Origin of the sequence: Billgrantia saliphila, assembly GCF_002930105.1 — a bacterium.
Taxonomy (GTDB): domain Bacteria; phylum Pseudomonadota; class Gammaproteobacteria; order Pseudomonadales; family Halomonadaceae; genus Halomonas; species Halomonas saliphila.
In genome coordinates this window covers 415,026-428,618 of sequence record NZ_PJRN01000001.1, presented here as the reverse complement: position 1 = coordinate 428,618, position 13,593 = coordinate 415,026, and the positions used below count along the sequence as shown (strand labels likewise).

Here is a 13,593-nt window from a genome sequence, read left to right as displayed (position 1 = left end):
ACCCAAACGGCATCGAGACCCAGAAAGTATCATAACAGGCTATGGAAGAAGCTAAAGCGAAAAAAGGCAGGCCATATGGCCTGCCTTTCTAGCGATTACCTGCTAGATGTCTCCCTATCGGATAGTTAGCCCAGGAGAGACAGAACGTTCTGCGGCACCTGGTTGGCCTGGGCCAGTACGGAAGTGCCGGCCTGCTGCAGGATCTGCGCGCGGGTCATGTTGCTGACCTCAACGGCGTAGTCGGCATCTTCGATGCGAGACCGAGCGGCAGACAGGTTGGTCTGGTTGGTTTGCAGGTTGGTGATCGCCGACTCGAAGCGGTTCTGGATGGCACCGAGGTCGGAACGCAGCTCGTCGACCTGCTTGAGCGCGGAATCCAGAGCAGCCATCGGGTTGGCGGTAGCACCACTCAGAAGATCCTTGGCGCCAAGCTTGGAACCGTCAACAGTAAATGCCGCAGTGTTGGCAGTTGTTGTGATGTTGGCATCAGCCGGATCCAGAGCAACCTGGAACGTCTTGGCAACACCTGACTCAAGCTCAATCCCCTGCAGTTTCAGCGAGTTGAGCTCGGCAGCATTTGCCGTCTGGATAGTCACATCAACATACCAGTTGCCGGCATCATCAACTTTGGCTTGTGTGCCAGTAGTAATGGCAGCAGCGCCTACACCAAGCTGTGTCGCAAGGTCAGCATCGAACGCAGCAACTGTAGTGGTGTTGATACTGGTTGCTGTGCCATAGGCTTCTTCGAAGGCAGCTGTTGCAGTTGCCCCGCCAGCAGCGCCAAGCGCAGCCAGATCGCCATCCGGACCATTCACATTGAAGCTAGCGAGCTTCAGCGTGCTGGCAGTGATTTCCTGCAGGCTGACTTCGATCACTTCGCCGTCGTTGGCGCCGACCTGGATGGAAAGCTTCTGGTCGCTGGAAAGCACCTTCACGCCGTTGAAGTCGGTCTGCTCAGAGATGCGGTTGATCTCAGAAAGACGCTGATCGATTTCGGCCTGGATGGAGGCGCGGTCATCGGCAGAGTTGGTGTCGTTGGTAGCCTGGACAGACAGCTCACGGATGCGCTGCAGGTTGTCGTTGACCTGGTTCAGGGCACCTTCGGCGGTCTGCGCGACGGAGATACCGTCGTTGGCGTTACGCTGAGCCTGGGACAGGCCGGTGATCTGAGCGCTCATGCGGTTGGCGATGGCCTGACCGGCGGCGTCGTCCTTGGCGCTGTTGATGCGCAGGCCGGAGGAGAGACGCTCCATGGCGGTAGACAGAGAGTTCTGCGACTTGGCCAGGTTCGACTGACCGATCATTGCAGTGATGTTAGTATTGATCACGGACATGGTGTCATTCCTTCTTGCGTTAAGGGCTCCATTGGCGGGCCCACTGAACCTTGTGTTAGCTGGCCCAGCATCTCGGGCCTACCTCAACGGCGCCGTTGGCCGTTACCCTGAATAACGGCCGCATGAGGGAGGACTTTAGGGTTCGGATGAAAATTTTTCGCGATTCTGTCAGCCCACCAGACCAACCCAAGCCACACCGCCCTCGCCGCCACGCAGCCCTCAAGTTACCTACCTGCTGGACGATACTCAGCAAGGTTAGATATAGAGAGGGTTCCCCGAGTGATTGCCATCAATATCAACCTGGCTGCCCAGAGTAGCCAGCTTCACCGCGGCAAGGCCCAGGCGACCCTATCTATCGCCATGCAGCGTCTCTCCTCCGGCCTGCGCATCAACAGCGCCCAGGACGATCCGCCGGTCAGGCTATCGCCAACCGCATGGATGCCAACCAGCGAGCGAATCGGCAAATAGCGCGCGGCATCAATGATGGCGTCAGCCTGATGCAGACCGCAGAAGGAGGGCTGGAGAGTATCAACGGCCTACTGCAACGCGGCAGGCAGCTGGCCGTTCAGGCAGCCAGCGGTACCCTCTCTCGGCCGATCGCGAAGCTATCCATGCCGGCAGCAGGTCCGCCAAGAAGTGGATCGCATCGCGCTTGATACCCAGGCATTCGAAAGGCATCCGCTAGCGCCAACGCAACAGCCGAAAGCCACGCGCGAACTGGGCACCGTCAAGAGCGTGCTCGATATCGACCCGAAGCTGGGCCAGTCGCAACCTTCCGGCTTGATCCCCCTCGGCTTCATTCCCAAGGGAGTAACGGGCTTCGTGATGGAGATCGACTCCTATGGTATGAATGACGATATCCAACTCTTCAGCCGTGACGGAAAACACATTGCCGGTACTTCGGTGTCAGCTGACAGCACCTGGGCCGATTCGCCCCGCAATGTCACGACAGAGAAAGAATTGGAGGCCGAAATCTTTACCGAGGATAACGGCTTTCTCCCCCGAACCCGTTACGACGGCTCGATGTTGCTCGACGGAACGGGCTTCTTCGAGTCTGGCGGCGTCAGGGCGACGCAGTTCCGCGGAATGTCGATTGCTTATAGCGGAGATGGCCATCCCACTGGGGACTATACGGAGAGACTGGTGATTCGGAATGTATCCGAACCGCTGTTCGTATTGATGTCGGGCTCTGGTGCTTTCCAGATCGACCGCTTCGAGGTCGACTACGCTCCACCTAAGCCCATTCCTACCAGTGGGCCCATCGATATCGTGACCAGCGCCAGCTTTGGCGACGAACTTCAGAAAATAACCATCGAGCCAACTCCAGCCGATAGCGAAACCCTCGGTTTGAACGCAATCAGCCTTGCCAGCCAGACTACCGCTGCTGCTGCCCTGACCTCTTTCGATCAGGCACTTGGAAAGGTCGACACCTATCGCGGCCAGTACGGTGCGTTGACAATCGCTTTGAGCAGGCCATCGGCAACCTGACCCAACAGCGGATCAGCACTGAGTCTGCCCAGTCCAGAATAATGGATGCCGATTACGCCGAGGAAACATCGAATCTCGTCAAGGCAGAGCTGTTGCAACAGGCCGGCACCACACTGCTCGCCCAGGCCAACCAGCTACCCCATACCGTACTCAGTCTCTTGAGTTGAACAGGCGCGCACTTCGCTCAGGGCGCCTTGCGCGCCCTGTCTTCTCACTCAGCGGCTTACTCACGTCCCAGCTGGGCATTCATCATGTCGAACTGCTGGAAGAGGTAGTCGCTGGTCTGGTTCATCTGGGCGATCATGCCATCGAGCTGGCCGAATTGAGTTCGATAGCGCTCGATCGTCGCTCCGATGCTTTGTTCCATCCGTGTATAACGCTCGTTGAGGCTGGCGATGCTGCTCTCGGCACCGCTGATCGCGCCTCCCAGGGCTCCGTTCTCACGCGTCAGCTGTGTCACGCTTTCGTTGAGCTTGCCGGCGAGTCCTCCCAGGGAATCGCTACCGGCAAAAAAATCGCTCAACGCATCCTGCTGGTTGGCAATCGCCGAATCGAGCCGTTGCTCATCGATTTCCAGGGTGCCGTCCAGCTTGAGCGAAATGCCGATATCACTAAGCATGGAGAAACCGCCCTCCTCGGAGGCCACCCCACCGGCCAGTACGCTGCGAAGCTGGGATTCGACACTCCGCACCGCGCTGTCACCCAATAGCTCGGCGGCCTCTCCGCTCTCCGCATCGAAGGCGGTCAGCTTACCGATGGTTCCCTTGAGCGCATTGAAGCCTTCGACAAAGTCGCTGATAGCATTACGCACCGCACGCGTGTCCTGCTCCACGACCACGCTGCTGCTGCCTTCGTTCGCCACGGTCAACGTGACACCCTGGATCGCGCCTTCCACCTGGTTTGACGCGCTGGTGATGGCAATACCGTTGACCTCGAGCCGGGCATCCTGTCCCGCCTGAACGACGGTGGCATCGGTCAGCGTTGCCTGATTGGCCATGGCAGCGAAATCGGTCCCCGTGATCGCTGCCTGCTCCCCGGCATCCTTGGACATGAGCGACAACCGGTAGCCTGCGCCATCGTTGACGATCGAGGCCGTGACCGCCGCATCGGGGTCGCTATTGATGGCATCACGCACATCCTCCAGCGTACTGTCGGCGGCGATGCTGATGGTGTGATCGAGTTCGCTGTCGGCAAAGTTGAGCGTCAGCGTCGTGTCGGCATCGTTGAGCGCCGTATCGAGATTCTCGACACGCTGCGTGGCAAGGCTGCCCGCGCCGGCCAGTTGTTCCACCTCGATGTTGTACTGTCCCGGTGTGGCGTCCTCGCCCGCGGCGGCCTGAACGGCGTCTCCCGAAACGGAAGAAGAAAGGCTCTGATAGAGCGAGGAATCGTTTAGCGCACTGGCAGCGGACTGGAAAGTCGCCAGGGCACCCTTCAATTCACCGTAGGCGGAAATCTTGACCTGCTGGTTCTCGATCTGCCGTTCGATGGGCTCGAGCTTGCCACGCTCGGCTGTGTTCAGCTGATCGAGCAGACCGTTGAGATCGAGGCCCGAGCCGATGCCAAGGGATGAGATCGTTGCCATAAAATACTGCCTGTGTCGGTGAATGTCGGAGCGCTCGGCCAATCGCCGCGGTTCCTTAACGTCCTCGTCTATGGGTAGTTCGGCATCCGCCCAGAAAACTTTAGGGGTAACGAGATTTTTTGTCGAAGGCGCCGGCGGTTTTGCCGGCGCCTTGGCCAGCTTACGCCGGAACGACAGCCCGCTCGCCGAGCTTGAACCCACCCACGGCCTCGGCCAGCCGGTCGGCCTGCTCCTTGAGCTGTTCGGCGGCCACGGTGGATTCCTCGACCAACGCCGCGTTCTGCTGGGTCATGCGGTCGAGCTCGGCCACCGCCACGTTGACCTGGCCGATGCCGTCGCTCTGCTCACCCGCCGCCACGCTGATCTCGCCCAGCACCTTGGCAACCCGGTTCACGCCCGCCACCAGCTCTTCCATGGTGGCTCCCGCACGGCGAACCAGCTCGGTACCCGAGGCGACCTTCTGGCCCGACGCGTCGATCAGACCACGGATCTCACGCGACGCCTCGGCGCTGCGAGTGGCCAACTGACGCACCTCACCCGCCACCACGGCGAAGCCTCTGCCCTGCTCGCCGGCGCGTGCCGCTTCCACCGAGGCGTTGAGCGCCAGCAGGTTGGTCTGGAAGGCGATGCCGTCCATCACCTTGACGATATTGCCGATGCGCTCGGAGGAGGCGGTGATCTCTTCCATGGTACTCACGACCTGACCCACCACTTCACCACCGCGGGTCGCCACCTCGGAGGCTGACTGCGACAGCTCGCTGGCATGGCGCGCCGAATCGGCGGTGTGCTCGACGGTGCTGGTGATCTCTTCGATGGAGGCGGAGCTCTGCTGCAGGCTGGAAGCGGCGTTCTCGGTGCGCCGCGAGAGGTCCTGGCCGCCGGTGGCGATCTCGCCGGCTGCCACCGTCACCGACTCGCTGGCCTCACGGATGGTGATCAGCACGCTCTCGATGCGCGACACGAAGCGATTGAACGCCGATGCGATCTGCGCCACCTCGTCGCGGCCCACTTCGGGAAGACGCAGGGTGAGGTCGCCGTCGCCGCTGGCGATGTCGATCATCGCATCGCGAACCACCTGCAGGCGACGGAACATGAGCGTGAGCAGCGCGCCCAGCACCAGCACGGCACCCAACACCACCAGCACCAGGGTAAGCGCCGAGCTGCCCAGCACCGCGCGCAGGCCCGCGGTGGCCTCGCGCTCGTCCAGCGCCACCACCAGCTGCCAGTCGGTGCCGCTGATGGGTACGCTGCGCAGCCACTTGTCTCGCCCCCCAAGGGCAAGGCGCTCGGGCTCTCCGACACCGATCGGCGCGGAGAAGTAACCGGCATCGAAATCCGCTGTCAGGCGCGAGGCCGGCTCAAGAGTCATCTCAGGATCTGGATGCGCCACCAGGGTACCGTCGGCGGTAACAAGAAAAGCAAAACTTTCAGGTGTGGGAGCGATACTTCCGGCGATGTCGACTATCGCCTCGATGCCGATATCGCCACCCGCCACGGCGACCAGTCGGTCGTTGCGATAGAACGGCGCGGCAATGGTCACCACCAAGCCGCCCGTATCGGCATCCGCATAGGGTTCGGTGACGACGGTGGATTCAGCCTCGACTGCCTGCTGGTACCAGGTGCGTTGACGCGGATCGTAATCGGAAGGAGGTGTCCAACCGTCGGAAAAAACGGCACTGCCGTCCTGCGGATATGCCATGTAGGTAGCGATGAAACCACCGGATGCTTCGAGCTGCTGTAAGGCCGTCATCGGATCGTCGCTGTGGGCAGCGGGTGCCAGAGCCTCCAGCATCATGGCGCGTGCACCGACCCATTCACCAATAGCCAGGCCGTTGCCCTGTGCCTCGGCTGTCAGGTTGCGTGCGACTTGCTGATCGTTGTGGCGCTGAATAGTGAAGTAACTGACGGCGGCGTTGGCGATCAAAGCAAGCGTAATGATTGCGGCCATGGCCAACAGGAGTCGAAATCTTAGGGTTGAGAGCATGTAGGATCTCGCGGATAGGCAGGATGCGGATCCGGGCACTTCCTTTGCCTCGGGCTTAACGCCCTTATCGGCCAAAACTTATTCGACTTTAGGATAAACAACAGCGCAGCTGAATAACCTCTGCGCTAGACGACTAGTACTTTTTGCCAGCCGTCTTTTCCAGCGGGCGAGTCTGCTCTACACGACGACGCTCAGGCGCCGAACCTTACCGGTCCGGCAGCCTGAGCAAGGCATTTGCTAGGCAAGTTCCGCCAGTGCACGCTGCTGCGCTGATGTGCCTGATGAATTATCCGCCCGACTCACTGCCGGTAAAGATCGATTCCGCTCACTCAGCTTGAACCCACCCACAGCTTCGGCCAGCCGGTCGGCCTGCTCCTTGAGCTGTTCGGCGGCCACGGTGGATTCCTCGACCAGCGCCGCGTTCTGCTGGGTCATGCGGTCGAGCTCGGCCACCGCCACGTTGACCTGGCCGATGCCGTCGCTCTGCTCGCCCGCCGCCACGCTGATCTCGCCCAGCACTTTGGCAACCCGGTTCACGCCCGCCACCAGCTCTTCCATGGTGGCTCCCGCACGGCGAACCAGCTCGGTACCCGAGGCGACCTTCTGGCCCGACGCGTCGATCAGACCACGGATCTCACGCGACGCCTCGGCGCTGCGAGTGGCCAACTGACGCACCTCACCCGCCACCACGGCGAAACCTCTGCCCTGCTCGCCGGCGCGTGCCGCTTCCACCGAGGCGTTGAGCGCCAGCAGGTTGGTCTGGAAGGCGATGCCGTCCATCACCTTGACGATATTGCCGATGCGCTCGGAGGAGGCGGTGATCTCTTCCATGGTACTCACGACCTGACCCACCACTTCGCCACCGCGGGTCGCCACCTCGGAGGCTGACTGCGACAGCTCGCTGGCATGGCGCGCCGAATCGGCGGTGTGCTCGACGGTGCTGGTGATCTCTTCGATGGAGGCGGAGCTCTGCTGCAGGCTGGAAGCGGCGTTCTCGGTGCGCCGCGAGAGGTCCTGGCCGCCGGTGGCGATCTCGCCGGCCGCCACCGTCACCGACTCGCTGGCCTCACGGATGGTGATCAGCACACTCTCGATGCGCGACACGAAACGATTGAACGCCGATGCGATCTGCGCCACCTCGTCGCGGCCCACTTCGGGAAGACGCAGGGTGAGGTCGCCGTCGCCGCTGGCGATGTCGATCATCGCATCGCGAACCACCTGCAGGCGACGGAACATGAGCGTGAGCAGCGCGCCCAGCACCAGCACGGCACCCAACACCACCAGCACCAGGGTAAGCGCCGAACTGCCCAGCACCGCACGCAGGCCCGCGGTGGCCTCGCGCTCGTCCAGCGCCACCACCAGCTGCCAGTCGGTGCCGGCAATCGGCTGGCTCTGCAGCAGACGCGAACGCTCTGCCAGAACCATCCGTTCCGGCTCGCTCGCCTGCTTGAGATTGGAGAGAAAAGCCGAATCGAGCTGAGGAGAGAGACGCGTTGCGGGCTCGAGGCTCAGTTCCGCATCCGGATGCGCGATCAGGGTGCCGTCCGCGGCGACGAGAAAGGCGAAGCTACTGGGCGTAGGCGCGATTGCCTCGACGATACTCACCACCTCATCGATCGCTACGTCACCACCGGCCACGGCTGCCAGTTGCCCATTGCGCTCGAAGGGGCTGGCGATGGTGACCACCAGTCCACCGGTGACGGTATCGATGTACGGCAGCGTGACGATACTCTCGCCCGCAGCGACTGCCCCCTCATACCATGGGCGCACACGGGGATCGAAATCGGCAGGCGGCTCCCAGCCATCGTAGAAGATGGTTTCGCCGGTATCCTGATAGGCCATGTAAGTCGCAAGAAAGCTACCAGACGCCTGCATCGCTTTTAGCACCGGGTCCAGGTGGTCGGCACGCACACTGTTCTCCATTGCCTCGAGCATCTCGGCGTGCGAAGTCACCCAGGCACTGATGGTACGGCCGTTGCCTTGCGCCACGTCAGACAGGTTGCGCGCAATCTGCTGATCGTTATGTCTCTGGATCGTGAAATAACTGACAGCGGCATTGGCAATCAGTGCAAGCGCAATGATCACGGCCGTTGCCAGCAGGAGTCGAACTCTAAGGGATGAGAGCATGGAGGTTCTCGCGGATATTAGGGATGCGAATTCGAGCACTTCCTGTGCCTCGGGCTGCCCCTTATATCGACGAAAACTCACTAAACTTTAGGGTAATCGGGTTAAGTTCAGCGCGCGTGGATGATCACCTCCACGCGCCGATTCTGCGCTCTGCCCTCGGCGCTATCGTTGTCGGCCAGTGGCCGGGTATCGGCCAGGCCCACGGCACGCAGGCGGCGAGCGTCCACCCCGGCCCGTTCCAGTGCATGCACGATGGCGATGGCGCGGGCGCTGGAAAGCACCCAGTTGGAGGGAAACTCCGTGGTCTCGATCGGTCGACTGTCGGTATGTCCCTCCACGGCGACCTCGCCCTCATGGCGCTGTATCACGTCGACCAACCGCTGGATGAGCGCCTCGCCGTCGTCGGTCAGCTCGGCGGCAGCGGTGGGAAACAGCCAGCGATCCTCCACTCTCAACCGAATCCCCTCGGCGACCCGCGAGACCTCGACTCCCTCCAGGTCGGCCAGATAGGGCGCTTCCTGCATCTGCTCGCTCAATCGCCTTTGCAGCGCCTCGGAGCCGGCAAGAGCGTCGGGATCGATTTCGCGCACTTTTGCAGGTGGATTGTCGGTCAGTACCAGCATGTAGTCGGCAAGTGGCAGCGGAAGCTCGTCGGCATCGGGCAACAACGGCTCAGGCAGTGTGATCGGGAATGCTTCGCGCTGCTCGAGCAGGGCCAGCGGCGTGGGCGGAACGGGAAATGGCATGCGCTCTGGCGCAGAGGCATCGCGCGGCGCCAGCCGGGCCGGAGGCCCCGCTACGCCAAGCGCCGCAGCGATTGCCTTCGGGGTCAGCCCGTCTGGCTCGAGACGCGCTATTGGCGCCCAAGGCATGGCCCGGATCATCTCGCTCGGCAGTGGCGCGACGTAGCCCAGCTCGTCATCGGCGCGGCCCAGGTGGGTGAGCGTGAAGATCAGCACCATCAAGGCGACCAGTAAGGTCATGATGTCCAGATAGCCGATCATCCAGGTGCTGTCCTGGTCATGATCGTGATGGGTCGGCATCAGCGACTCGTGACGCATGGGGCCACGATGATCGCTGGCGTCACTGGTAGGAAAGGACATAGATGAGGCGAGTCACCCGAGACGTAGGGAAAACCAAGGCGACTAGCCTAACGGGTCGTGTCGACTTGTGGAACCTCGACTCCTTTTCTCGATGCCAGATAACGGCTGGCGAAGAGATCGGCCGGGACCGCCCGACCGGTCAGATAGCCCTGAATCAGATCGATGCCATGGCGACCCAGGGCCTCCCGCTGGGCTTCATTCTCGACCCCGACGGCAGCCACGCGCAGCTCCATTTCACGCGCCAGCCCCGCGACCGCAGCCACGATTGCCGCGCTACCTCGCTGCCCGCTATCCAGCCGTTGTACGAAGCGGCGATCGATCTTGAGCAGGCTGACCGGCAGCTCCTGCAGATAGCCGAGCGAAGCATAGCCGGTACCGAAATCGTTGATGGCCACTTCACCGCCCAGCCGACGCAGCCGTTTCAGCACGACGACCGCCTGATGGGGTTTGTCGAGCAGGGTACGCTCGGCAATTTCGAAGCCCAGCAAGCCCGGCTGAAGACGGTGCTCCTTCAATTTGGTGGCGATACGCACGGGCAGGTCGTGCTGCCAGAACTGACGAGCCGAAAGGTTGATGCTGATCGGCACTGGATCGGCGCCGACGGCGCTCCATGCGCTCAGCTGGGCGCAGATCTGCTCAAGGATGTACTCGTCGAGCGACGGCAGCAACCCGGCCCGCTCGGCAAGCGTCACCACGCTGATGGGCGGCACGCTGCCGAGCAGCGGATGGTGCCAGCGCAGTAGCGCCTCGGCGCCATGCAGGGTACCACTCGCACGCTCGAAGATGGGCTGGTAGTGCAGCTGCAGACCCTCACCCGTCGTGAACGCTTCGCGCAAGGCGGTTTCCAGTGCCCGCTGGCGATCGTCCTGCAGATTCATCTCGGTGCGATAGAGGCGATAGCCGTTGCGCCCTTCCTGCTTGGCCCGATACATCGCCACATCGGCATTGTGCACCAGGGACTCGGCGCTCGTGGCATCGTCCGGATAAAGGCTGACACCCAAGCTGCAACCGACACGAAATTCCTGTCCCTCGATCACACAAGGTTCGCCGACGGCTTCGACCAGGCGCCGAGCGATGCGTGTGACCTCATCGATCTCTTCCAGATCCGGCAACATGACCAGAAACTCGTCGCCTCCCAGGCGGGCCAAGGTGTCGTCCTCGCGCAGACGCAACTGCAGTCGCTCGGCGATCATTACCAGCAGTTCGTCCCCGAAGGCGTGCCCCAAGGCATCATTGACCTGCTTAAAATGATCCAGATCGACAAAGATCACCGCCAACCGGCTCTGATTGCGATGCGCATGACGAATCGCCAGCTCCAGCCGGTCTTCCAGCAGCCGGCGGTTCGGCAACCCGGTCAGAGGGTCGTAGTAGGCCAGCTTGCGGATTCGTTCCTCCTGCTCACGCAGGTGGGTGATGTCGTTGAAGAGCGCGGCATAGTGCGTCACCGAACCGCTATCATCGGTGATCGCCGTGATCGTCAACAGCTCCAAGTAAAGCTCGCCGCTCTTGCGCCGGTTCCATATCTCACCGCGCCAGTACCCGCAGCGCTTCAGCGTGTCCCACATCTGGCGATAGAACGCCGACTCATGACGTCCCGAGGAGAGGATCTCGGGCGTCTTGCCGATGACTTCGTCAGCGGTATAGCCCGTCATGTGGGTAAAGGCGCGATTGACGAATTCGATGCGATTACTGGCATCGGTAATAATGATGCCTTCGAGCGAGGAGTCGATGACGCGCTCGGCCAGCTGCAGGTTCTCGCGCGATTGGGCGAGCGCACGGTCGCGCTGCTCCAGGGCATTGCGCAGATCCTGCATGTACAGATGCTCCGCGCCGGCCAGCATGTCGCGGAATCCCAGCAGCCCCACCACTTCACCAGCCTCGTCAAGTACGGCCAGGTGGCGAACGCGATGATTCATCAACAGGTCGCGCGCGGTGATGAGGGTTTCGTTCTGGCATACCGTCAGCAGCGGCCGACTGGCCAGCCCCGAAATCGGCGTGTTGCCGGGGTGACGTGCCACGAAGCGCACCAGGTCGCGCTCGGTGAGAATGCCAAGCTCACCGTCCTCGCACTTCACCACCACGGCATCGCACTCGGAGAGACGCATGGAGCGCGCCGCCTGGGCCAGAAGCTGGTCGCCTTCGAGCACCAGTGCACGCTGACGCATGGCAGACTGAACTTCACGCAAGCGCAGATACGGTTCGAGCCCCTGATTCAGGGCGACATCGGTCTGCGACAGAATGCCGAGGGGCTCACCGCTGTCGCCGACGACCAGAAAATGGCGTCGCCTTTCGGCATTGAAGCGCAACGCCGCCTCGTTGAGAGATGTCGAGACATGCAAACTCGCCACGGGCTGGCTCATGGCCTTGGCGATGGGTAGGCGCACGGCTTCAGGGTCGGCGAAATTGATGGCCAAGGCATCATGCTCGGTCCAGATACCCACCGGCTGGCCCGCCTCGATCACCACGATGGAGCTGCACTGACGCTGCGTCATGCGCTCCGCGGCCATCCACAAGGGAGTGTCGGGCTCGCAGGTCAGAAGCCCGGTCTGCATGATGCGTTCGATAGGTAGCTCTTGGCTCATGGCGCCTCACTGACGAGAGTCTGCTGCTTGAGGGCTCTGGTGGAGCCTTCTCGAGTCCGCCGGCATTCCGGCATGAACGGTCTTCGAGCTCAAGAGCAACCTGCGTATTACAGTACGAATAAGCTTAATGTAGCAATTCGTTACTTCATTGTATCCGCTACGCCTTGCCGCACGTCAACGCACCGATACATCCACCCAACGCTGCCAGCGCTGGCAGCCATGCCAATCGTCACCGGCCAGGACATTAAAACACCAATAAATCGGGGTTTCCCCTAAAGAAAGGAAACGCGCGGCCGATAGGGGTAATGGGAAAGGCCGGCCATGGTCGGCCTGGGGATGCCGAGCCACCAGCGCATGCCAGGATACCAATAAGGAAAACACCACATGTCTTCGCCATTGACCGATGCTACTCACGCCCTGAGCAGTTCCGCGCTGCACGACCTCTCGCCGCGTCAGCGCAAGGAGTCCATTCTGGCTTCGCTGCCCACGGCCGGCACCATGCTGGCACAAGCCGAAAGCCATGGCCGTGCGCCGACCCAGGCCGACCTGGTGGAGCCGATCCAGCGCATCAACGAGGTGCTACGCCAATACGGCGTCGAGTTCGAACTCAACGACACGACCACCCGAGTGGTCACACGTATCGTGGATCGGGAAACTGGCGACGTGCTGCGCCAGATCCCCAGCGAGGAGGTACTGGCCATCGCCGAACGACTGGAAGAACTGCAGGGGCGCTTGATCAGCCTGAAGGTGTGATACGGATAAGACAATACTGAAACAAATAGGCGAGCGGACTCGGCGCCCCCAGATGAACCGCAAGGCGCACAAAGTACAGAACCGAGCGAAGCGACAACCATCCGAAAGATGGCTCCCGAGGAGCGAGAAACCGTAGGTTTCGAGTCAACCGGAGCATATGGGGTATATGTGAGGCTTCCGACGGTCCGACGCCTCGGCACCGCGCAACACAGCGATTCGCTCGCGCAGCCATTTGTGCAGTATTTTCTCAGACCTGCATGTTCATGACGTCTTTATAGGCCGTCACCAGGCGATTGCGCACCTGCAGGCCCATCTGGAACGCCACGCTGGCTTTCTGCATGTCGGCCATGACGTCGTTGAGCTCGACGTTAGGGTCGCCGGCCTGGAAGGCCATGACCTTGGCGTTCGAAGCCTGCTGCAGGCGATTGATTCGCTGAATCGAGGCCTGCAGCTCGCCGGCAAATCCCCCCTCCCCAACTTGGGTGGATACCTGCTGCCCCTTGCCGACCTGCCCACTGGCCTGGGTAGCCAAGGACTGCATCTGGGCCAGTGCCGACTGGATAGCGGGTGAACTCATGATCCGCGCCCCTTGTGTCCGTTACCGTTACGATGATGGTTGCCGAGGCAGGAAAACCGA

10 protein-coding genes and 1 pseudogene are annotated in these 13,593 nt (G+C 61.7%); 4 read left to right on the top strand and 7 right to left on the bottom strand.

Annotation, left to right across the window (positions count from 1 at the left end):
• Nucleotides 1-125 precede the first annotated feature (125 nt).
• Nucleotides 126-1,334 (bottom strand): FliC/FljB family flagellin, encoded by a 1,209-nt coding sequence (locus CYJ07_RS02025; protein ID WP_104201986.1) that lies wholly within the window; start codon nucleotides 1,332-1,334, stop codon nucleotides 126-128.
• Between the two features lie 279 nt (nucleotides 1,335-1,613).
• Here CYJ07_RS02025 and CYJ07_RS20525 point away from each other — a divergent pair.
• The 3 genes and pseudogenes from CYJ07_RS20525 (at nucleotide 1,614) to CYJ07_RS20875 (ending at nucleotide 2,989) form a co-directional block, all read left to right on the top strand.
• A pseudogene (locus CYJ07_RS20525) lies at nucleotides 1,614-1,990 on the top strand (flagellin N-terminal helical domain-containing protein).
• Nucleotides 1,971-2,822 carry a hypothetical protein gene (locus CYJ07_RS02015; protein ID WP_104201985.1) on the top strand — a complete coding sequence of 284 codons (852 nt, stop codon included), beginning with the start codon at nucleotides 1,971-1,973 and terminating at the stop codon, nucleotides 2,820-2,822. Before CYJ07_RS20525 ends, CYJ07_RS02015 begins: the two are co-directional and overlap by 20 nt.
• A complete protein-coding gene (locus CYJ07_RS20875; RefSeq protein WP_104201984.1) occupies nucleotides 2,810-2,989 on the top strand; it encodes a flagellin in 180 nt (59 codons plus the stop codon). Before CYJ07_RS02015 ends, CYJ07_RS20875 begins: the two co-directional genes overlap by 13 nt.
• Before the next feature lie 56 nt (nucleotides 2,990-3,045).
• On the opposite strand, the gene fliD is transcribed toward CYJ07_RS20875, so the two are convergent.
• From fliD to CYJ07_RS01985, 5 genes are all read right to left on the bottom strand, one after another.
• Nucleotides 3,046-4,407, bottom strand: coding sequence for a flagellar filament capping protein FliD (gene fliD, locus CYJ07_RS02005; RefSeq protein ID WP_104202035.1), 1,362 nt, complete (start codon nucleotides 4,405-4,407; stop codon nucleotides 3,046-3,048).
• Between the two features lie 160 nt (nucleotides 4,408-4,567).
• Nucleotides 4,568-6,391, bottom strand: a complete 1,824-nt coding sequence (locus CYJ07_RS02000) for a methyl-accepting chemotaxis protein (protein ID WP_104201983.1) — start codon at nucleotides 6,389-6,391, stop codon at nucleotides 4,568-4,570.
• Nucleotides 6,392-6,628: 237 nt separating this feature from the next.
• Nucleotides 6,629-8,518: a methyl-accepting chemotaxis protein gene (locus tag CYJ07_RS01995; RefSeq protein ID WP_104201982.1), complete on the bottom strand. Its 1,890-nt coding sequence runs from the start codon at nucleotides 8,516-8,518 to the stop codon at nucleotides 6,629-6,631.
• A 107-nt stretch (nucleotides 8,519-8,625) separates the two neighbouring features.
• Nucleotides 8,626-9,561, bottom strand: a complete 936-nt coding sequence (locus tag CYJ07_RS01990) for an OmpA family protein (protein WP_231489498.1) — start codon at nucleotides 9,559-9,561, stop codon at nucleotides 8,626-8,628.
• 107 nt (nucleotides 9,562-9,668) lie between these two features.
• Nucleotides 9,669-12,203, bottom strand: a complete 2,535-nt coding sequence (locus CYJ07_RS01985; protein ID WP_104201980.1) for an EAL domain-containing protein — start codon at nucleotides 12,201-12,203, stop codon at nucleotides 9,669-9,671.
• Between the two features lie 384 nt (nucleotides 12,204-12,587).
• Between CYJ07_RS01985 and CYJ07_RS01980 the strand changes: the two genes are divergently transcribed.
• The gene (locus tag CYJ07_RS01980; RefSeq protein ID WP_104201979.1) at nucleotides 12,588-12,956 is read left to right on the top strand and encodes a flagellar protein FlaG; all 369 of its coding nucleotides are present in this window, start codon (nucleotides 12,588-12,590) and stop codon (nucleotides 12,954-12,956) included.
• A 247-nt stretch (nucleotides 12,957-13,203) separates the two neighbouring features.
• Here CYJ07_RS01980 and fliE read toward each other — a convergent pair whose 3' ends face one another.
• Complete coding sequence (fliE, locus tag CYJ07_RS01975; RefSeq protein ID WP_104201978.1) at nucleotides 13,204-13,533, bottom strand: flagellar hook-basal body complex protein FliE; 330 nt, start codon at nucleotides 13,531-13,533, stop codon at nucleotides 13,204-13,206.
• Nucleotides 13,534-13,593 lie beyond the last annotated feature (60 nt).

Bases quoted from the DNA above. Each gene is read 5' to 3' on its own strand.
- CYJ07_RS02000 (WP_104201983.1), bottom strand. From the start codon at position 6,391: ATGCTCTCAACCCTAAGATTTCGACTCCTGTTGGCCATGGCCGCAATC.
- CYJ07_RS02025 (WP_104201986.1), bottom strand. From the start codon at position 1,334: ATGTCCGTGATCAATACTAACATCACTGCAATGATCGGTCAGTCGAAC.
- fliD (WP_104202035.1), bottom strand. From the start codon at position 4,407: ATGGCAACGATCTCATCCCTTGGCATCGGCTCGGGCCTCGATCTCAAC.
- CYJ07_RS01985 (WP_104201980.1), bottom strand. From the start codon at position 12,203: ATGAGCCAAGAGCTACCTATCGAACGCATCATGCAGACCGGGCTTCTG.
- CYJ07_RS01980 (WP_104201979.1), top strand. From the start codon at position 12,588: ATGTCTTCGCCATTGACCGATGCTACTCACGCCCTGAGCAGTTCCGCG.
- CYJ07_RS01995 (WP_104201982.1), bottom strand. From the start codon at position 8,518: ATGCTCTCATCCCTTAGAGTTCGACTCCTGCTGGCAACGGCCGTGATC.
- CYJ07_RS01990 (WP_231489498.1), bottom strand. From the start codon at position 9,561: ATGCCGACCCATCACGATCATGACCAGGACAGCACCTGGATGATCGGC.
- fliE (WP_104201978.1), bottom strand. From the start codon at position 13,533: ATGAGTTCACCCGCTATCCAGTCGGCACTGGCCCAGATGCAGTCCTTG.